19 protein-coding genes and 1 pseudogene are annotated in these 19,097 nt (G+C 65.7%); 8 read left to right on the forward strand and 12 right to left on the reverse strand.

What is annotated here, in order from left to right; genetic code table 11:
- The 3 genes from EET13_RS18805 to EET13_RS18815 form a co-directional block, all read right to left on the reverse strand.
- Positions 1–789 (reverse strand): PE family protein (locus tag EET13_RS18805; protein ID WP_136623198.1); only part of this gene is annotated, 789 nt, incomplete at its 3' end.
- 148 nt (positions 790–937) lie between these two features.
- The gene (locus tag EET13_RS18810; RefSeq protein ID WP_122443707.1) at positions 938–1,390 is read right to left on the reverse strand and encodes a transglycosylase family protein; all 453 of its coding nucleotides are present in this window, start codon (positions 1,388–1,390) and stop codon (positions 938–940) included.
- Positions 1,387–1,974, reverse strand: coding sequence for a hypothetical protein (locus EET13_RS18815; protein ID WP_244603996.1), 588 nt, complete (start codon positions 1,972–1,974; stop codon positions 1,387–1,389). The genes EET13_RS18810 and EET13_RS18815 overlap by 4 nt, the downstream gene beginning before the upstream one ends.
- A 306-nt stretch (positions 1,975–2,280) precedes the next feature.
- Here EET13_RS18815 and EET13_RS32875 point away from each other — a divergent pair, with 306 nt between their 5' ends.
- From EET13_RS32875 to EET13_RS18830, 4 genes are all read left to right on the forward strand, one after another.
- On the forward strand, positions 2,281–2,334 hold the full coding sequence (locus EET13_RS32875) for a hypothetical protein (protein WP_425293701.1): 54 nt from the start codon (positions 2,281–2,283) through the stop codon (positions 2,332–2,334).
- 116 nt (positions 2,335–2,450) lie between these two features.
- Positions 2,451–4,118: a nitrite/sulfite reductase gene (locus tag EET13_RS18820; protein ID WP_168991140.1), complete on the forward strand. Its 1,668-nt coding sequence runs from the start codon at positions 2,451–2,453 to the stop codon at positions 4,116–4,118.
- Entirely contained in the window at positions 4,115–4,858 is a 744-nt protein-coding gene (locus tag EET13_RS18825) for a phosphoadenylyl-sulfate reductase (RefSeq protein ID WP_122443710.1), read from the forward strand. Before EET13_RS18820 ends, EET13_RS18825 begins: the two co-directional genes overlap by 4 nt.
- Positions 4,837–5,571 carry a sirohydrochlorin chelatase gene (locus EET13_RS18830; protein WP_122443711.1) on the forward strand — a complete coding sequence of 245 codons (735 nt, stop codon included), beginning with the start codon at positions 4,837–4,839 and terminating at the stop codon, positions 5,569–5,571. Before EET13_RS18825 ends, EET13_RS18830 begins: the two co-directional genes overlap by 22 nt.
- Positions 5,572–5,744: 173 nt before the next feature.
- Here the strand turns inward: EET13_RS18830 and EET13_RS18835 are convergent, their stop codons facing one another.
- Positions 5,745–6,221: a hypothetical protein gene (locus EET13_RS18835; protein WP_136623199.1), complete on the reverse strand. Its 477-nt coding sequence runs from the start codon at positions 6,219–6,221 to the stop codon at positions 5,745–5,747.
- A gap of 533 nt (positions 6,222–6,754) precedes the next feature.
- On the opposite strand from EET13_RS18835, the gene EET13_RS18840 reads away from it, so the two are divergent.
- Entirely contained in the window at positions 6,755–6,991 is a 237-nt protein-coding gene (locus EET13_RS18840) for a DUF6480 family protein (protein ID WP_122443713.1), read from the forward strand.
- Positions 6,992–7,065: 74 nt separating this feature from the next.
- Here the strand turns inward: EET13_RS18840 and EET13_RS18845 are convergent, their stop codons facing one another.
- The 5 genes from EET13_RS18845 to EET13_RS18865 form a co-directional block, all read right to left on the reverse strand.
- Entirely contained in the window at positions 7,066–8,151 is a 1,086-nt protein-coding gene (locus tag EET13_RS18845) for a sulfate/molybdate ABC transporter ATP-binding protein (RefSeq protein WP_122443723.1), read from the reverse strand.
- 27 nt (positions 8,152–8,178) lie between these two features.
- Complete coding sequence (cysW, locus tag EET13_RS18850) at positions 8,179–8,997, reverse strand: sulfate ABC transporter permease subunit CysW (protein WP_122443714.1); 819 nt, start codon at positions 8,995–8,997, stop codon at positions 8,179–8,181.
- Entirely contained in the window at positions 8,994–9,878 is an 885-nt protein-coding gene (cysT, locus tag EET13_RS18855; protein WP_122443715.1) for a sulfate ABC transporter permease subunit CysT, read from the reverse strand. The genes cysW and cysT overlap by 4 nt, the downstream gene beginning before the upstream one ends.
- Complete coding sequence (locus tag EET13_RS18860; RefSeq protein ID WP_122443716.1) at positions 9,875–10,918, reverse strand: sulfate ABC transporter substrate-binding protein; 1,044 nt, start codon at positions 10,916–10,918, stop codon at positions 9,875–9,877. Before EET13_RS18860 ends, cysT begins: the two co-directional genes overlap by 4 nt.
- Positions 10,919–11,270: 352 nt before the next feature.
- Positions 11,271–11,465: a hypothetical protein gene (locus EET13_RS18865; protein ID WP_425294034.1), complete on the reverse strand. Its 195-nt coding sequence runs from the start codon at positions 11,463–11,465 to the stop codon at positions 11,271–11,273.
- A gap of 63 nt (positions 11,466–11,528) precedes the next feature.
- Between EET13_RS18865 and EET13_RS18870 the strand changes: the two genes are divergently transcribed.
- Positions 11,529–12,761, forward strand: coding sequence for an FAD-dependent oxidoreductase (locus tag EET13_RS18870; protein WP_122443718.1), 1,233 nt, complete (start codon positions 11,529–11,531; stop codon positions 12,759–12,761).
- A 71-nt stretch (positions 12,762–12,832) separates the two neighbouring features.
- Complete coding sequence (locus tag EET13_RS18875; protein WP_122443719.1) at positions 12,833–14,887, forward strand: glycoside hydrolase family 15 protein; 2,055 nt, start codon at positions 12,833–12,835, stop codon at positions 14,885–14,887.
- Between the two features lie 87 nt (positions 14,888–14,974).
- Here the strand turns inward: EET13_RS18875 and EET13_RS18880 are convergent, their stop codons facing one another.
- Positions 14,975–15,742, reverse strand: a complete 768-nt coding sequence (locus tag EET13_RS18880) for a sensor domain-containing protein (RefSeq protein ID WP_211189098.1) — start codon at positions 15,740–15,742, stop codon at positions 14,975–14,977.
- A 2-nt stretch (positions 15,743–15,744) separates the two neighbouring features.
- The gene (lepA, locus tag EET13_RS18885) at positions 15,745–17,673 is read right to left on the reverse strand and encodes a translation elongation factor 4 (RefSeq protein WP_425293700.1); all 1,929 of its coding nucleotides are present in this window, start codon (positions 17,671–17,673) and stop codon (positions 15,745–15,747) included.
- Between the two features lie 35 nt (positions 17,674–17,708).
- On the opposite strand from lepA, the gene EET13_RS18890 reads away from it, so the two are divergent.
- A complete protein-coding gene (locus EET13_RS18890; protein ID WP_122443725.1) occupies positions 17,709–18,320 on the forward strand; it encodes a type II toxin-antitoxin system PemK/MazF family toxin in 612 nt (203 codons plus the stop codon).
- A 650-nt stretch (positions 18,321–18,970) separates the two neighbouring features.
- Here EET13_RS18890 and EET13_RS32880 read toward each other — a convergent pair.
- Positions 18,971–19,097: pseudogene (locus EET13_RS32880) on the reverse strand (PE family protein); the annotation flags it as partial.

Raw genomic sequence — 19,097 nt, forward strand, 5'->3', positions numbered from 1 at the left:
ACTGAGTCCCCCGAGACCACCTGCCCCGCCGACACCACCGACACCCAGCAGTCCTCCGGAGCCGCCAGCGCCGCCGGCGCCGCCGCCAGCCTGTCCAGAGAATCCGCCGGAGCCGCCCGCCCCGCCGCCACCCGATAGTGCCGCGGCACCGCCCGCGCCGCCAGCGCCGCCAGCGAAAATTATTGAAAGCCCGCCGTTTCCGCCAGCGCCTCCGGAGCCAAACAGCCCCCCGGCACCGCCGGTTCCGCCTTTGCCACCATTTGTGGTCGTGCCGAGTCCGCCGTTACCGCCCGCACCACCGTTGCCGAATAGTCCGGCGGGTCCGCCGTTCCCGCCGTTTTGACCGGTGCCACCGGAACCGCCGGCACCGCCATTGCCGATCAATATCCCACCGGGTCCGCCGTTAGCCCCGGTCCCAGGTGCTCCATCGGCGCCGTTGCCGATCAATGGGCGCCCCAGCGCCGCCAAGGCGGGCTCGTTGATGGCATTCAGCAAACCCTGTGCGGCGTTGGCGGCCTCGGTGCTGGCATAGGAGCCTGCGCTCGTGGCGAGATTCTGGACAAACTGATCATGAAACACCGACGCTTGGGCAGCGAACGCTTGATATGCCCGACCATGTGCCCCGAAAACCGTGGCAATGCTCGCCGACACCTCATCGGCACCTGCGCTCAACACCAACGTGGTGGGGCCAGCCGCGGCCCTGCCCGCCGCATCGATTGCCGAGCCGATTCTGGCGAATTGTGTTGCCGCCGCAGTCACAATATCGGGCGCCGTCGTCACAAAAGACACCCATGCCTCCCGAGGCTTCGTCACGCGTGAGGTCACTCGACGGCACTGTCACCCTCCGCCGCTGAGTGTCCGGTACGGGGCGATTATTGACTGGGGGAGCAACCCGACGCAGCAGTTCCGCCAATTTGGAAACCGCTTCGTGCACCGCTCAGTCGTCGGTATTGCCCGGGCAGCCCCCGCTTGACGCCATCAGCGCCGTCAGGATGTGCGTCAGGGAACCTACCGGCCCATCACCACGGCTGCATGAACTGCATCGTGGCCATGCGCCCGGCCCCTGAGTCGTCATGATTCTCTCGCCCACTTCGATCTGCCCGTCAGGGCTGGCGACCGACGGCAAGCCGGCTCCCCCGTTTCCCTCCCACGTCGGCCGGCTGATCTGCAAACCACCGTAAAAGCCGTTGCCGGTGTCGGCCGCCCAATTGCCGCCGGACTCACATTGCGCGATGGCTTCCCAATTGACGCTGTCCGCATGTGAGCTGCCCGGCGACAGGGCGGGCGCCAGGACCCAAACGGCACCCGCGACGGTGGCCGCCGCGAAAACCCTCCGCGCCACGCCACCCCCGCTGCGGCCGTCGCGCATCACTGTTTTCCCGAAACTCATAGCAGCTGTACCTTTCTCGCCACCCAACGACCGTTGAGCTTCACCATCGTCATCTTGATGCAAACGTGGTCGAGCTGAGACCGCGAACTGTCTCGGCTACGTATCGACTCGTCGACGAACATCAAGACCACAACCTTGTCCGGCGTCGCCGACTTCACCGCGGCGGCCACCACAGAACCGCGGGTATGCAGCTGGCGTTCGGTCAGCTCTTGGCGGAACTGCTGACTGGATTTGCGGTATAAGTCGTTGAATTCACCGGTCGATCCGTTCAGGATGTCGGCGAAGCTGGAGTCAACTGCTTCCGAATCCAGGTTCGTTAGCTTGAGGACATAATTCTGCGCCGCGCGCAGCGCCTCCTGGGCCGCGTCATCCTTCTGGTATTGCCGAAACATCACCCAACCACCGAGAGCCAGCCCAACCAAACCCGCCACGACGGCCACCGCAACCACATCGAGCCAGCGATGGTTGCGCCTGGTCGAGCGAGCCGGACCGGCCGCATCGGCGCCCGGCGTTACCGCTGAACCTTGGCCGGCGGATGTACGGGCGCGACGGGCACGATCTTTGAACCCAGACCACTTATTCACCTGAGGCTTCCCCTGTCACGCTGCTGACTACGACGCATCGGAGTGCGCGGAGCAAGGAGCTCCTCCTCCGCAAACGAACGCGACAATAATTTCTTAACGCAACAGTTTCTATAGCTGCTAAATAACGTTTTGGTGGCGATTGGCCGACCCCGCGACCAGGGCACCAATAATCACGCGCCGCCCCCGGTTTGTCCTTATTTTGCTCATTGCGAGAACAAATCAGGCCTGGTCGCACGGCCGCCGGCGGGCCATGGCAGAATGTCGGGCGTGACCCTCGCCAATTCGACCCCGCGTCTTGCGCTGGTAATGCGACGGCACATCGACCTCAAGCGCGTCTGCAGCTGTAGCTGTCGGCCTTGATGTCGTAGACCCAGCCCACCTGTACCTCCAGCTGGCCACCGGATCTGCGCCTCCCCGTAAGAATCGGTGGTTTCCGCGCGCCAAGGTCGGCACTGTTCGCGAAGGAGAACAGCCCAATGACCACAACCCGTCCCCCCAAGCCCCGCAATGAGGGGCAATGGGCGCTGGGAAACCATGAGCCGCTCAACGTCAATGAGGAGATGAAGAAGGCCGGCAACCCGCTCGACGTCCGGCAACGCATCGAAAGCACCTACGCCCAAGGCGGATTCGACAGCATCGACAAGGGCGACCTGCGTGGCCGGTTCCGGTGGTGGGGCCTGTACACCCAGCGTGAGCAGGGCTACGACGGCTCCTGGACCGGCGACGAGAACATCGAGAAGCTCGAGGCCAAGTACTTCATGATGCGGGTCCGCTGTGACGGCGGCGCGCTGTCGGCGGCGGCACTGCGCACGCTGGGCCAGATTTCGATCGAATTCGCCAGGAATACGGCCGACATCTCCGATCGGGAAAACCTCCAGTACCACTGGATCGAAGTGGAAAACGTTCCCGAAATCTGGCGGCGGCTGGACGCGGTGGGGCTACAGACGGCCGAGGCATGCGGCGACTGCCCCCGGGTCATCCTGGGCTCACCGCTAGCGGGCGAGTCGCTGGACGAGGTGCTGGACCCGACGTGGGCGATCGAGGAAATCGTGCGCCGCTACATCGGCACCCCCGACTTCGCCGACCTACCGCGCAAATACAAGACCGCCATCTCGGGTCTGCAGGACGTCGCGCACGAGATCAACGACGTTGCGTTCGTCGGCGTTAACCATCCCGAGCGCGGGCCGGGTCTGGACCTGTGGGTCGGGGGCGGACTATCCACCAACCCGATGTTGGCACAACGGCTCGGTGCCTGGGTTCCCCTGCAGGAGGTGCCCGAGGTGTGGGCCGCGGTGACGTCGGTGTTCCGCGACTACGGTTACCGCAGACTGCGCTCCAAGGCGCGGCTCAAGTTCCTGATCAAAGACTGGGGTATCGAGAAATTCCGGGAAGTTCTCGAAACCGAGTACCTCAAGCGTCCCCTCATCGACGGCCCGGCTCCCGAGCCGCTCCGGCATCCGATCGATCATGTCGGGGTGCAACGGCAGAAGAACGGCCGCAACGCCGTCGGGGTTGCGCCCATCGCCGGACGCGTATCCGGCACCATCCTGTCAGCGGTGGCCGACCTGGCCGAGCGGGCCGGTTCGGACCGGATCCGGTTCACCCCGTACCAGAAGCTGGTCATCCTCGACATACCCGACGCCGTGCTCGACGAGACGATCGCCGGTCTAGAGGCGCTGGGCCTGCAGTCCAACCCATCACGTTGGCGTCGAAATCTGATGGCCTGCAGCGGAATTGAGTTCTGCAAACTGTCCTTCGCCGAAACCCGGGTGCGGGCACAATCATTGGCGCCCGAGCTGGAGCGGCGTCTGGAAGACATCAATTCCCAGCTTGCCGTACCGATCACGGTCAATATCAACGGTTGTCCGAACTCCTGTGCCCGAATCCAAGTCGCCGACATCGGGTTCAAGGGCCAGATGGTCGACGACGGTCATGGCGGCTCGGTGGAGGGCTTCCAGGTGCATCTGGGCGGAAGCCTCGGACTGGACAGTGGTTTCGGCCGCAAGCTACGCCAGCACAAAGTCACCAGCGACGAGCTGGGCGACTACATCGAGCGGGTGGTGCGCAACTTCATCAAACATCGAGCAGACGGCGAACGCTTTGCACAGTGGGCGATTCGGGCCGAGGAGGACGACCTGCGATGACTTCTCAGGCAACCAAGCCGACCGAACAGGAGCTACGGGAGTTGGCGGCGCGCGGTGCCGCCGAGCTCGACGGCGCCGGCGCCACCGACCTGCTGCGATGGACCGATGAAACTTTTGGCGGCGTCAACGGACCCCGCGGCTGGGCGACCTGCAACTACGTGGTTGCCTCCAACATGGCCGACGCCGTGCTCGTCGATCTGGCCGCCAAGGTGCGGCCCGGAGTACCGGTGCTTTTCCTGGACACCGGCTACCACTTCGCGGAAACCATCGGTACCCGCGATGCAATCGAATCCGTATACGACGTACGGGTGCTCAATGTCAGCCCCGAGCACACGGTCGCCGAACAAGACGAATTGCTGGGCAAGGATCTGTTCGCCCGGAACCCGGGTGAGTGCTGCCGGCTACGTAAAGTCGTCCCGCTGAGCAAGACCCTGCGCGGCTATTCGGCCTGGGTGACCGGTCTGCGCCGAGTCGAAGCGCCGACCCGCGCCAATGCACCGCTGATCAGCTTCGACGAAGCGTTCAAACTGGTGAAGATCAATCCGCTGGCAGCCTGGACGGACGAGGACATCCAGAAGTACATCACCGAACACGACGTGCTGGTCAATCCGCTTGTTTACGAAGGCTATCCGTCGATCGGCTGCGCTCCGTGCACAGCCAAACCGACAGACGGCGCCGACCCGCGCAGCGGCCGCTGGCAAGGGCTGGCCAAAACGGAATGCGGGCTGCACGTCTCGTGACGACACTTGTGCTGACGGCGCACGGCAGCCCGGATCCCCGGTCGGCGGCCAATGCGCGAGCGGTGGCGGGCCGCCTGGCTCGCCTGCGGGCGGGCCTTGACGTGCAGGTGGCGTTCTGTGAGCAGAATCCCCCGAGTCTGGTCGAGGTGCTCGGCGAGTGTCCAGCCGACGCCGTCGTCACTCCCCTGCTGCTGGCCGACGCGTACCACGCCGCCATCGACATCCCCCGCCAGATCGCCGGCTCGGCCCTACGGCGCGCCAACGCGGTCCGGCAAGCCGATGTCCTCGGCGAGGACGACCGGTTGCTGACGGTGCTGCACCAGCGACTGGCAGAGCTGGGGGCTTCGCGCCTCGACGAGGCCCTCGGGGTGCTGGTGGTCGCCATCGGGTCGTCGAGCGCATCGGCCAACGCGCGAACCGCAAGCGTAGCGCCGAAGCTGGCTGCCGGCACCCGATGGGCCGGGGCCACGACGGCCTTCGCGACCGCGCCCCGTTCGCTGCCTGCCGCCGTCGACCAGCTGCTCGGCCGCGGCGCCCGCCGGCTGGCCATCGCGTTGTGGTTCCTGGCGCCGGGGGTGTTGACCGACCGGGTGCACACCTACGCGCACGGCGCCGGTATCCCCATGACGGCGCCGCTGGGCGCACACCCCCTGGTCGCCGAGACCGTCCTGGATCGCTTTGATCAGGCGGCCGCTGAACGCATCGCCGCCTGACGCGCCGAGTCGAATCCACGCGAGTGCCGCTACGAGACTGTCCCGGTGTTGCGCCGAAACATGTTGGTGCTGAGCCGAATCCGGTACAGCAGCACATACCTGCCGGGTCAGCCCGGGAATCGGCTGCGGTCAGCATCGGGCCGCCGGCGCAATCGGAGGCAAAGTACTGCGTTCTAGATGCGGCCGGGCCCCGAGGGGAAGTGCTCCTCTGGAATTTGTGGTACGTCGATGTGCGGGGCAACCGGCGCTGGAGCCGGTTCCATGGGCGGCGCCGCGGGCACGGCTGGCGGCTCAGCGGGTAGCCGGGGGGCATAAGGACCCCCGGCGCACACGCCATCGCCGGGCATCCGGGCGCACTGCGGATCGTCCGGACCGGTGGGCGGGCCCTGGTAGTACGGGCCGCCGTGGCATATCGGGGACAACGGCATCTGGATGCATCGCGGATCATTTGGGCCGGTGGGAGCGCCCCCGTCGGACGGATCGCCGGGGTTGGGATCGTCGAGCAGAACCGGCGAGGCGAACGTGCTACCCGATCCGGGCATGGCGTTGGCCGGAACCGTCGCACCCGCCAAGGGCATCACGACAAGCGCCGCAGCCACTGCAATGGTCGTCACTGCGCTACGGACAGCCGAAGCCACTATCCCGTTCATCGATCACTCCTTTGCTGTGGACTCAACCGGCGCCGTTGCCGTTGCGTATGTTGACCGGCATGGCGTCGCGTTACGCCCTAGATCCGACCGACCGATAGTACATCTAATTACATCGCTCGGCGCCACCGGCTGTGGCTGTCGCACCCGTCGCCGGGGATCGCCGGCGAAGCCCGCGCCAGTTTCGCGATCCTCTGGTCGCACCGAAGTGGTCTAGCTCCCGGCGCCGATCACCTTGGGGTCCATGGCGATTCGTGAGGATACCGGTGGCAGGGCAATGCGGTGAGGCGCCGGCGCTTTCGAGCGTGGCGGCAGACGGTGTGAGGTTTCCCACGGTTGGCGCTTGCCGAACGCCAGAAACGGGGCGCGCGACGGGAAGGGGTCGCGGGTTGCTCGCCGGCACCCACGTAGCGCTCGGACCGAAACTCGCTGCTCACCAGGCACCGCGCGGATTGGGTGACCTCACTTCAATGGGGTACCCCCCAATCACGTGGTTGCCAGACGCCACACCGAGCCGCGACGGAGGCCAGAAAGCCATGACCGCATTGCCCCCCGATCCCGATCCAGCGAGAACCCCGGCGCTCGAACCGGGTGGAGGTGTCACGCCCGGCGCCACGCCGCCGGACTCGGCGCAAACTTCGGGATTGTCGGACCCGCAACCGCGGCCCCGGCGACGAGTCACCCCAACGGTGCTGGTCAGCCTTATCGCCGTCGCGCTTTTTGTGCTGCTGTTCGTGACGGTGGCACTGGCACTTGTCCTGGGCGTGCATTAGCCGCCAACGGCCCGGACTTTCGGCCCCGGAGCGTGGCGGCTCGCGGCCGTTGCCGGAACCGAATCGACCGAGGATCACACCGACGTCAGCGTGACCTGATCGGTATCCGTCCCGCCGACGCCGTCATCGCCTGGACCCGCGATGTCATGGGGAATGGGCGGGACCCGGGTGGCGCGCACGTAGACGGTGTCGCCTTCGCGCAGGGCCAGCGCCTCGGCGTCACCGCGGGTGATCTGGGCGGTGAAGGCTCCTCCGGTTGCCGCACTGGTCAACTCGACCCGTACCTCGAAGCCCAGCACCACCACCCGATTGACGGTCGCGCGGGCAACACCGGTGGACTCCGCGGTACCGTCGGCGGCGGCAACCGCCATCTCCGGAGTCCGGCCGACTCGGATGTCGTGGGGGCGGACCAAGGCGCCGTTCAGCATGGACACCGCCCCCAGGAAGGACATGACGAACGCGTTCGCCGGGGCATCGTAGACGTCGGTCGGCGATCCGACCTGTTCGATGCGGCCCTTGTTGAGCACGGCGATGCGATCGGCCACATCCAGCGCCTCGGCCTGGTCATGGGTGACCAATACCGTCGTGACGTGTACCTCGTCGTGCAGGCGGCGCAGCCAGCTGCGCAGGTCCTCGCGGACTTTGGCGTCCAGAGCACCGAACGGTTCGTCGAGCAGCAACACCTCCGGGTCGACGGCCAGCGCGCGGGCCAGTGCCATCCGCTGACGCTGTCCGCCGGAAAGCTGGTTGGGGTAGCGGCCATGAAATCCGCTGAGCCCCACCACCTCCAGCAGGTGGTCGACCTTCTCCTTGATCTCGGCCCGGGGCCGCTTGCGGATCTTCAACCCGTAGGCGACGTTGTCACGAACCGTCAGGTGCTTGAAGGCGGCGTAATGCTGAAAGACGAACCCGATGCCACGCCGCTGCGGTGGCACACCGGTCACGTCGCGCCCATTGATCGTCACCGAGCCGGCGTCTGGTCGGTCAAGGCCGGCGATGGTGCGCAACAAGGTCGATTTCCCGGAGCCACTGGGACCCAGCAACGCCGTCAGTGAACCGGCGGGCACCACGAAGTCCACGTGGTCCAGGGCAACGAAGTCGCCATAACGCTTGGCGGCGTTGCGCACGACGATGGCGTAGCCGTTGCGGCCCTCCGTCATGGCTGCGGTCATCTCAGAGTCTCCTCGTCAGGCCTGGCCGGCCGCTCGTGCCCGGCGGGCGTCCAGTGCCACCTGGACGATCAAGACCACCACTGCCACGGCCATCAGCAGGGTGGACAGCGCGTAGGCCCCGTACTGGGCGCCACGGTTGTACCGGTCCGACACCAGCAACGTCAGCGTTTGGGAGCTACCCGGCAGGTTCGACGACACGATGAGGACCGCGCCGTATTCGCCGAGCGTGCGGGCGACCGTCAACACGATGCCGTAGGTCAGCCCCCACCGGATGGACGGCAGCGTGATCCGCCAAAACGTCTGCCACCAACCAGAACCCAGCGTCGCGGCTGCCTGCTCCTGGTCGGTGCCCAACTCGTGCAACACGGGCTCGACTTCGCGCACCACGAACGGCAGCGTGACGAACATGCTGGCGAGGACAATGCCGGGCAGACCGAAGATGATCTTCAACCCGAGCTCTTTCTCGACGAAGCCCAGCGCACCCGCGGATCCCCACAGCAGGATCAACGCAACACCCACGATGACGGGTGAAACCGCAAACGGCAGGTCGATGATCGCCTGTAAGACACCCTTGCCCCGAAACCGATTGCGGGCGAGCATCAATGCCGTCGGAATGCCGAACAGCACGTTCAGCGGCACCACGATGCCCACCACCAGCAGCGACAAATTCAACGCCGATACCGCCGCCGGCGTACTGATCCAGGCGTAGAACTGGCCGAGTCCAGGTTCGAAGGTCCGCCACAGGATCACCGCCACCGGAATCACCAGCAGCACCATGACATACCCGAGCGCGACGGATCGCGCCAGGTAACGGACTGCGGGCGAGGGCGTCATACGACCATCTCCTCGCGCCGGGCCGCACGCGTACCTACGACACGCAGCACTAGCAATACTACAAACGAAATCGTCAGCAGCACAATGGATATCGCGGCGGCGCCGGCGCGGTCGTCGTTCTCGATCAAGGTGCGGATCCACTGCGACGACACCTCGGTCTTGCCCGGCACGGCGCCCCCGATCAGCACGACCGAACCGTATTCACCGATGGCCCGCGAAAACGCAAGGCCGGCACCGGACAACAACGCCGGCAACAGCGAAGGCAACACCACGGAGGTGAAGACCTTGCGGCCGGAGGCACCTAGCGACGCCGCCGCCTCCTCGGCCTCGCGGTCGACTTCCAGCAGCACCGGCTGAACTGCGCGCACCACGAAAGGCAAGGTGACAAACGCCAGCGCCACGCCCACCCCCAACGCGGTGTGCTGCCAGTGCAGACCCACCGGACTGGTGGGGCCGTATAGGGCGAGCATCACCAGACTGGCCACAATGGTGGGCAGCGCGAAGGGCAGATCGATGATCGCATCGACGAGCCGCTTGCCGACAAAGTCGTCGCGCACCAGCACCCAGGCAATCAGCAGGCCGAACGCCGTGTTGACGAGAGTGACCGCGGCGGAAATACTCAGCGTCACCCGCAGCGAGTCCAATGCGGCCCGCGAGGTGACCGACAGCCAGAACGCTTGCCAGCCGCCTCCGGACGCCTGCCAGGCGATGGCGGCCAACGGCAGCAGCACGATGATCGACAGCCACACCATCGACACTCCGACCCGAACAGACGTGCCGCCCCACGGGCCGCGGCGATCTGGTGCGCTGTCGCCGCTGGCCGCAGCGGCCCCGACGACGGGTGAAACGGGCTCCGAAACCGGCGGTGTCGGTGTGCTCATCCGGTGGCCTGCATGTAGATCTTGGTGATGCTGCCGGTTCCCTTGTCGAACAGCTGCGCATCCACGATGTCCCAGCCGCCCAGGTCGGCGACGGTCCATAGCTTCGCCGGCACGGGGAACTGGTCGCGGAAGTCGGCGGCCACCGCGGGATCGACGGGCCGGAAACCGGACTGCGCCCACAGTTTCTGCGCCGGCGCGGTGTATTGGAAGTTCTTGAATGCCGTCGCGGCAGCCAGGTGGGTGGTCGTGGTGACCACCGCCAGCGGGTTTTCGATCTTGAACGTCTGTGGCGGGGTGATGTGCTGGACCGCCTTGCCCTGCCGCTCGGTAGCGATGGCCTCGTTCTCATAGCTGATCAGCACATCGCCGCTGCCCTGGACAAAGACATCGGTGGCTTCCCGGCCTGATCCAGGGCGCAATTTGACGTGTTCGCGCACCAACGTGCTGACGTAGTCGATGCCGGCCTGGCTGTTGCGGCCGCCTTCGCTTTTGACCGCGTAGGGAGCGAGCAGGTTCCACTTGGCCGAACCCGAACTCAGCGGGCTGGGGGTGATGACCTCCACGCCGGGTCGCAACAGGTCGTCCCAATCCTTGATGTTCTTGGGATTGCCGGCGCGTACCACCAGCGTCACCACCGAACCGAACGGAATCCCCTTGGTGGCGTCGGCATTCCAGTCCTTGGAAACCTTGCCGGCTTTGACCAATCGGGTGATGTCGGGTTCGACGGAGAAGTTCACCAGATCGGCCGGTTTGCCGTCGACGACACCGCGGGACTGGTCACCAGAGGCCCCGTATGACGTGATCACCTGCACGTCCCTGCCCTCCTCGGAGGCGTTGAACGCCGGGATCACCGTCCTCCAGCCAGGTTCCGGGGCGGAGTAGGCCACCAGGGTGATGCTGGTGTGCGCGCCGGCGGGCCCGCCGCCCCCGACGACGTCGCTGGGACCCCCGTGACACGCGGCGGCGACACCCACGACCAGCGCGAGCACCGCCGAGCATGCAACGACGTGCCGCCACGGAATCTTCGGCGTCTGTGGCATTGGTGGCCTTCCGGTGCGGGAGTGGTCAACGGCGGTCCCGTAGCGGCGGAAAGGCGATCGGTCACTAACTGGAGAACTTCACCAACTCCATACCAGACCGCGCACGGGCGGGAGTCAGCGACAACAGTGCACGTTGACGGCGGCGCGGATCGCCGCAGCCGCAGCCACGCAGCCGGGCGCACCGAGCGAGCGCCCCGGACGACCGGCTACCGCGTGCATGCCGCGAAGCCTAACAGAATCGGGCTAACGCCCATGGCGAGCACACCGACCTCACCGCGTCAGCAACCAGGTGGCGATCACCAGCACCACAAGCGCGACCAAAACTAGGGTGACGTGCGACCGCGGCATCGGCTTACCCGGATGTTTCGTCGGAGTGCCGGATACGCCGCATCACCTGGATGCCCTTGCCGAGCAGGCCATCCAGCACGGCCGCTGTGAGATATGCCAGCCCCAGCACCACCGGCATTACCGCCAGCGCCTGCAACGCGAACGGGAGTCCGGAAAGCCACAGCTCAACGCCGTCCCACCAATTCAGGAATCCGTTCACTGAACACACACTATTCGGCGCGGCAGCCGAAACCAATGTCGCGACATCAGCCTAAGATCAGCCATGCCCCGGCAGTCGGACAAAACCACGTGTCTGGTCGCCGGTGCCGGGCCGGCGGGCATGATGCTCGGCTTGTTGTTGGCCCGCGCCGGCGTCGACGTCACCGTGATGGAAAAGCACGCCGACTTCCTGCGCGACTTCCGCGGCGACACCGTGCATGCCAGCACCTTGGGGCTGCTCGACCAATTAGGGCTGGGGCCGCGATTTGCCAGCATCCCGCATCGCCTGATCGAAACCATCCGGATGAAGCTGCAGGGCCAACCGGTCGAGCTCGATCTGCACCGCCTGCCCGGTCGCCATCAGCACATCGCGTTGGTGCCACAGTGGGATCTGCTGGAGTTGCTGGCCGATGCGGCACAAACCGAACCCACGTTCAGGTTGCTGCGCAGCACCGAGGTGACCGGACTGCTGCGCGGAGCCGACGGTGCGCGCGTCGTCGGCGTTGAATACCGGGACTCGTCCGGCGAAACCCGGCAGATGCGAGCCGAGCTGACGGTGGGCTGCGACGGCCGGAGTTCAACGGTGCGCTCGGCCCTGGGCTGGCAACCTCGGGGCTTCGGCGCGCCGATGGACGTGTGGTGGCTTCGGTTGCCGCGCCGGCCCGGCGATCCCGGCGGTCTAGCCGGCGTCTTCGATACCGGGCACGGCACGATCACGATCGACCGCGGTGACTACTACCAGATCGCCCACGTCATCCCGAAGGGAAGCGATGCCGAGATGCGCGCACAAGGCATGCCTGCTCTGCACCGCGCACTGGTGCGCACGGTGCCCTGGCTCGCCGACCGCATCGACACATTGAGTTCCTTCGACGACGTGAAACTGCTTGATGTGCAACTGAATCGGCTTCGCCGCTGGTATTCCGACGGAGTGTTGTGCATTGGCGATGCCGCACATGCAATGTCGCCTGTCGGCGGAATAGGCATCAATCTGGCCGTAGCCGACGCGGTGGCCACCGCACGTATCCTGGCCGGACCGCTGCGCACCGGACGAGCACCGGCCGCCAGGCTGGCGCGGGTACAGGCGCGCCGGTGGGCGCCGACGGCGTTTCTGCAAGCCATGCAACGGGCCATTCATGCCCGGGTGGTGGCGGTCGCCATGACCAGCGGCGACCCCCAGCCACCGCGGGCGGTCCGACTGGTAGCCCAGTCACGCCGACTGCGATGGGTGCTCGCCTATCTGGTGGCGATCGGTCCGCTGCCCGAGCATGCGCCCCGCTACGCCCGGCGCGGCGGCTAATTCGCGACACCTGGGTAACGGGGCAGGCGAAGTGGTGGACGCAGAGCAGGTCGACAGTCGATGATGACGGCATGGTCCTGCACGCCGAGCCCGCCGACGAAGCCGCCGAGGTCACTGAACCCGCCCACGTCTCTCAGGTCAACGAAATTCCAGCGTTCCAGGCAGCACCCACCCCGTCCGTCAACTCCGATGCGAAGGGCATTTACGCGTCCAGCCCGTCACTGCGCAACCCGTTTCCACCCATCGCCGACTACGCCTTCCTGTCAGACTGGGAAACGACCTGCCTGATCTCGCCCGCCGGATCGGTGGAGTGGATGTGCGTGCCCCGGCCGGACTCCCCCAGTGTGTTCGGCGCGATTTTGGACCGCAGTGCGGGGCACTTCCGGCTGGGCCCCTACGGGGTTTCGGTGCCGGCGGCGCGGCGCTACCTGCCGGGCAGCCTGATCATGGAGACCACCTGGCAGACTCACACCGGCTGGCTGATCGTGCGCGACGCACTGGTGATGGGAAAGTGGCACGACATCGAGCGTCGATCGCGAACCCACCGGCGCACCCCGATGGATTGGGATGCCGAGCACATCCTGCTACGCACGGTGCGCTGTGTCAGCGGCACCGTCGAGCTGGTGATGAGCTGCGAACCGGCGTTCGACTACCACCGCCACGGGGCCACGTGGGAATATTCGGCCAATGCCTATGGCGAGGCCATCGCACGGGCGGCAAAACGCCCAGACGATCATCCGACGTTGCGGCTGACCACCAATCTGCGGATCGGGCTGGAGGGCCGGGAAGCGCGCGCACGCACCCGAATGTGTGAAGGCGACGACGTGTTCGTCGCATTGAGCTGGACCAAGCACCCCGCGCCGCAGACGTATCAAGAAGCTGCCGAAAAGATGTGGCAAACCAGCGAATGCTGGCGGCAGTGGATCAACATCGGCAACTTCCCCGACCATCCGTGGCGGGCGTACCTGCAGCGCAGCGCACTGACGCTGAAAGGGTTGACGTATTCGCCCACCGGTGCGCTGTTGGCGGCCAGCACCACGTCGCTGCCGGAAACCCCGCACGGCGAACGTAACTGGGACTATCGCTACGCCTGGGTGCGCGACTCCACCTTCGCGTTGTGGGGGCTCTACACGCTAGGGCTGGACCGCGAGGCCGACGACTTCTTCGCCTTCATCGCCGACGTGTCCGGCGCCAACAACGACGAGAGTCATCCGCTGCAAGTGATGTACGGAGTTGGGGGCGAGCGCAGCCTGGTCGAAGATGAGCTGCTCCACCTGTCCGGTTACGACCACGCGCGCCCGGTCCGGATCGGCAACGGCGCCTACAACCAGCAGCAGCATGACATTTGGGGCTCGATCCTGGATTCCTTCTACTTGCACTGCAAGTCTCGCGAGCAAGTTCCGGAAACGTTGTGGCCGGTGCTCAAGCGGCAGGTGGAAGAGGCGATCAAGCACTGGCGTGAGCCCGACCGTGGCATCTGGGAAGTGCGCGGCGAACCGCAGCACTTCACCTCGTCGAAGGTGATGTGCTGGGTGGCGCTGGACCGCGGCGCCAAGCTGGCCGAGCGGCAGGGCGAGAAGAGCTATGCCCAGCAATGGCGCCAGATCGCCGAGGAGATCAAGGCGGACATCCTCGAGCACGGGGTGGACTCGCGTGGTGTGTTGACCCAGCGCTACGGCAGCGACGCACTGGACGCGTCGCTGTTGCTGGCGGTGCTGACTCGATTCCTGCCGCCGGACGACCCCCGGGTGCGCAACACCGTGCTGGCCATTGCCGACGAACTCACCGAGGACGGGCTGGTGTTGCGGTATCGGGTGCACGAGACCGACGACGGCCTATCCGGCGAAGAGGGCACGTTTACCATCTGCTCGTTCTGGCTGGTGTCGGCGCTGGTGGAGATCGGCGAATTGGCCCGGGCCAAACGGCTGTGCGAACGGCTGCTGTCCTTCGCCAGCCCGTTGCACCTCTACGCCGAGGAGATCGAGCCGCGGACCGGGCGTCAGCTGGGCAATTTCCCGCAGGCGTTCACCCATCTGGCGTTGATCAACGCGGTGGTCCACGTGATCCGCGCCGAGGAAGAGGCCGACAGCTCCGGGACGTTCCAGCCGGCTAACGCGCCCATGTAGCTTCGCGCTGAGCAGACGCAGAATCGCACGATTCCAATGGAATTCGCGCGATTCCGCGTCTGCTCGCACCCAGACCGGTATCAGCAATTAGCTCAGCGCGGTGATCTTGTCCATCATGGCGTGGGCGATGTCGATGGCGCTGGTCTCGGCATCGCCAGACCCCTGGTCCGACGGGTTTTCGCTGCTGAAGAAGGTGATCTCCACGTCGACGAGGCAATTCAGCCGGACACCGATGGCCCGCGCTACCGGCATCGGGTTCGAGCCGAAAATGCTGGCTTGATCGAAAACGGTTGCGGCTAAAACAGAATTGGCGACACGCACCTCACTGATCGTGTCGGCAAAACTGAGCGTCGCACCACGCAGATCCACCACTGCGCCGTCGCAGTGTTTCCACTGCTGGGAGAATTTCGCAAACAGCGCGTCCGCGTCAGATGCCTTCGGCAACGTGACTACGCCCTCGGCCACGCTGATCACCTTTACGGAATCACTTGTGTGCCACCATATCTCACGCGCCACGTCGTTGACGGCGGCGGACTCGTAGGCATCTCTCGCCAGTACGGTCACGACGCCGACGCAGTCGGCGGGCGAGGCAGGTCCATAAGGGTATGACAGTTGGTCGCGGCCGCCGAACCGCGGCGGGAACTGCGCCTCAGTCTTGAACGACTGGCCGAGAATTCGCGACAGCGCAGCATCGTCGAGGAGCACCTGCTTGATGCTCTGACCCGTTACCGGGCGAGGCTTCAAACCGGGCGCTGGGCGCGCGGCGCCAACGACAACGGCCGTGCAACCGGCGGCCATCAGGCCGGCGCTCAGTACCGCGATCACCCGGATCAAGCGTGCTCGCGACGAGATCATCGCTATTTCTTGCCCTTGTCCCCTGCGGTGTCGGTGGATAGCGCCGCGACAAACGCCTCCTGCGGAACATCAACCCGTCCAATGGTTTTCATCCGCTTCTTACCTTCCTTCTGCTTTTCCAGCAGTTTGCGCTTGCGAGTGATGTCGCCGCCGTAGCACTTCGACAGCACATCCTTGCGGATTGCGCGGATATTCTCGCGTGCAATGATTTTCGACCCGATGGCGGCCTGGACCGGCACTTCGAACTGCTGACGCGGGATCAGCTCTTTGAGCTTTGTCGTCATCTTGTTGCCGTAGGCGAACGCCGAATCCTTGTGCACGATCGCGCTGAACGCATCGACGGTCTCGCCCTGCAACAAGATGTCGACCTTGACCAGTTGCGCTTCCTGTTCCCCGGCCTCTTCGTAATCGAGGCTGGCATAGCCGCGGGTGCGCGACTTCAGTGCGTCGAAGAAGTCGAAGATGATCTCCCCCAACGGCATTGTGTAGCGCAGCTCCACTCGTTCGGGCGACAGGTAATCCATGCCGCCCAGCTCCCCCCGGCGCGACTGGCACAGTTCCATGATGGTGCCGATGAACTCGCTGGGCGCAATGATGGTGGTCTTCACGACGGGCTCGTAAACCGTACGGATCTTGCCCTCCGGCCAGTCCGACGGATTGGTGACGACGATCTCGCAGCCATCCTCTTTGAGCACTCGGTAGACGACGTTGGGTGAGGTGGAGATCAGGTCCAGATCGAACTCGCGCTCCAGACGCTCGCGGGTGATCTCCATGTGCAGCAAACCCAGGAAGCCACACCGGAACCCGAAACCCAGCGCCACCGATGTTTCCGGCTCATAGGTCAGCGCCGCGTCGTTGAGCCGCAGCTTGTCCAGGGCATCGCGCAGATTGGGGTAGTCCGAACCGTCAACGGGATACAGCCCCGAATAGACCATCGGCTTGGGCTCGCGGTAGCCGGTCAGCGCCTCCTTGGCGCCGTTGCGAACCGTCGTCACGGTGTCGCCGACCTTGGACTGGCGCACGTCCTTGACGCCGGTGATCAGATACCCCACCTCGCCCACACCGAGGCCCTCGCAGGGCTTCGGCTCGGGTGAGACTATGCCGACCTCGAGCAGCTCGTGGGTGGCGCCGGTGGACATCATGGCGATGCGCTCTCGTGGGGTGATCTTGCCGTCGACCACCCGGACGTAGGTCACCACACCGCGGTAGATGTCGTAGACGGAGTCGAAAATCATTGCGCGAGTGGGCCCGTCGGCGTCTCCACGAGGCGGCGGCACCTGCCGGACCACCTCGTCGAGCAGCTGCGCCACGCCCTCGCCGGTCTTGCCGGACACCCGCAGCACGTCATGCGGCTCGCAGCCGATGATGTGGGCGATCTCACCCGCGTAGCGGTCCGGGTCGGCGGCCGGCAGGTCGATCTTGTTCAGCACCGGAATGATGTGCAGGTCGCGGTCCAGCGCCAAATACAGGTTGGCCAACGTCTGCGCCTCGATGCCCTGCGCCGCGTCTACCAGCAGCACCGCACCCTCGCAGGCCTCCAGCGCCCGCGACACCTCGTAGGTGAAGTCGACGTGGCCGGGAGTGTCGATGAGGTGCAGCACGTAGTCCTGGTCGGCCACCCGCCAGGGCAGCCGCACATTCTGGGCCTTGATGGTGATACCGCGTTCCCGCTCGATGTCCATCCGGTCCAGGTATTGCGCGCGCATCGAACGCTCGTCGACAACCCCGGTCAACTGCAGCATCCGGTCGGCCAGCGTCGACTTGCCGTGGTCGATGTGAGCAATGATGCAGAAGTTGCGAATCTGCGCCGGCGGCGTGAAGGTCTTGTCGGCGAAACTGCTGATGGGAGTCTCCTGGTGGACGGTCGTGAGCCTGCCAGCTGGGCGGTTGGTGGGTATGTCCAGCGTATCCAGCCGGGCGCTTCGAGACACAATCGCGCGCCGCCGGGCGCGGCTATGCTGCCAACATGGCGTCCGCCCGGAAGTCACAGTGGAAGACGTTCCAGCGTTTCGCGGAGAATGTAGGGAACCTGGTGTTCAACGAGGCTCCGAAGGTGGCGCGTCAACTACAGAACTCGCAGACCGTCCTGCGAGAACTTCAGCATGCGGTGAAGATCACCGCGAACATCATGGCGATGGGCCTGCCGCCACCTCCCCAGGAGATCGCCGCAGGCCGGCCGGTGACCAGCACCAGCTTTCCCACCGCACAGCGGGCCCGCAGGCTGGTCTACGCCCCGGATCTCGATGGCCGGGCCAACCCGGGGGAAATCGTGTGGACCTGGGTGGTCTACGAAGACGACCCAACCCGCGGCAAAGACCGGCCGGTGCTCGTCGTCGGCCGTAACCGCAACATCTTGCTGGGGCTCATGCTGTCCAGCCAGGAAGACCGCGGCACCGATCGTGACTGGGTCGGAATCGGTTCTGGGGATTGGGATTACGAAGGAAGGCAGAGCTGGGTCCGGCTGGACCGGGTGCTCGACGTGCCGGAGGAGAGTATCCGCCGCGAGGGCGCGATCCTGCCGCGCGACATCTTCGATGTGGTCGCCGCCCGGTTGCGCACCGAATACTCCTGGCGTTAGCGCAAGCCACCGTCGCGACCGTAACGCCACGGCGAAATTCCACCCGATTTTTCGCCGTGGCGTTCCGCTGACGGAGGCTGACCCTCGGTGGCTGGTGCGACGCGGCGAACCATTCAGAGTGCGCCGGCAGGCGCTCGTAGTCGCGAGGGGCGCCAGCGCACCAACCAAGACACCGTACGCACCCCACCACCCAGCGGCTGGATAACACCTCAAAGGTGCACTGCCCCTTGTATTTCCGCACGATCTACACAATGCGGCAGCATTGGCCAGCCCATGAGGCGAGCTTGCCCCCACATCCACCACCGAAGACCGGCTCGATCGACGGCGTTGCCATCCCGGCGCCATCTCGGCGCCACCCGGCCGCCACCGCCGCTGTTTCGGTCTGGGCGCAGGCGACGACATGCCGCCCGAACACCTCACCGGTTTCCCGGTCCAATCCGCACACCATCACCGTTTCTGCCGTTCTTGCCAGTGTGGCCGTTGTCTCCGTTTACGGTGCCCGACCCGCCGTGCCCGCCGGCCCCGCCGTTTCCACCGTGGCCACCAGAGCCGAACAGCCCAGCCGCGCCACCGCTTCCACCGTGGCCACCGCTTCCGCCGGCACCGCCGTCACCGCCGCTGCTTCCGAATAGGGCGCTCGACCCGCCGTCCCCGGCGGACCCACCAGATCCACCGGCCCCACCGTCTCCGCATAGGAGTCCGCCATGGCCGCCGCTTCCACCGGCACCACCGTTTCCGAATACGAGTCCACCGTTTCCGCCATGGCCAGCACTTCCC

This window comes from Mycobacterium attenuatum, from assembly GCF_900566085.1.
GTDB lineage: Bacteria > Actinomycetota > Actinomycetes > Mycobacteriales > Mycobacteriaceae > Mycobacterium > Mycobacterium attenuatum.

What these genes read in the sequence shown, in the direction of transcription:
- EET13_RS18870 (WP_122443718.1), top strand. Translation starts at nt 11,529, where the DNA reads ATGCCCCGGCAGTCGGACAAAACCACGTGTCTGGTCGCCGGTGCCGGG.
- EET13_RS18840 (WP_122443713.1), top strand. Translation starts at nt 6,755, where the DNA reads ATGACCGCATTGCCCCCCGATCCCGATCCAGCGAGAACCCCGGCGCTC.
- EET13_RS18875 (WP_122443719.1), top strand. Translation starts at nt 12,833, where the DNA reads ATGGTCCTGCACGCCGAGCCCGCCGACGAAGCCGCCGAGGTCACTGAA.
- EET13_RS18810 (WP_122443707.1), bottom strand. Translation starts at nt 1,390, where the DNA reads ATGAGTTTCGGGAAAACAGTGATGCGCGACGGCCGCAGCGGGGGTGGC.
- EET13_RS18880 (WP_211189098.1), bottom strand. Translation starts at nt 15,742, where the DNA reads ATGATCTCGTCGCGAGCACGCTTGATCCGGGTGATCGCGGTACTGAGC.
- EET13_RS18860 (WP_122443716.1), bottom strand. Translation starts at nt 10,918, where the DNA reads ATGCCACAGACGCCGAAGATTCCGTGGCGGCACGTCGTTGCATGCTCG.
- cysT (WP_122443715.1), bottom strand. Translation starts at nt 9,878, where the DNA reads ATGAGCACACCGACACCGCCGGTTTCGGAGCCCGTTTCACCCGTCGTC.
- EET13_RS18845 (WP_122443723.1), bottom strand. Translation starts at nt 8,151, where the DNA reads ATGACGGAGGGCCGCAACGGCTACGCCATCGTCGTGCGCAACGCCGCC.
- EET13_RS18835 (WP_136623199.1), bottom strand. Translation starts at nt 6,221, where the DNA reads ATGAACGGGATAGTGGCTTCGGCTGTCCGTAGCGCAGTGACGACCATT.
- EET13_RS18830 (WP_122443711.1), top strand. Translation starts at nt 4,837, where the DNA reads ATGCGGGCTGCACGTCTCGTGACGACACTTGTGCTGACGGCGCACGGC.
- EET13_RS18825 (WP_122443710.1), top strand. Translation starts at nt 4,115, where the DNA reads ATGACTTCTCAGGCAACCAAGCCGACCGAACAGGAGCTACGGGAGTTG.
- cysW (WP_122443714.1), bottom strand. Translation starts at nt 8,997, where the DNA reads ATGACGCCCTCGCCCGCAGTCCGTTACCTGGCGCGATCCGTCGCGCTC.
- EET13_RS18890 (WP_122443725.1), top strand. Translation starts at nt 17,709, where the DNA reads ATGGCGTCCGCCCGGAAGTCACAGTGGAAGACGTTCCAGCGTTTCGCG.
- EET13_RS18820 (WP_168991140.1), top strand. Translation starts at nt 2,451, where the DNA reads ATGACCACAACCCGTCCCCCCAAGCCCCGCAATGAGGGGCAATGGGCG.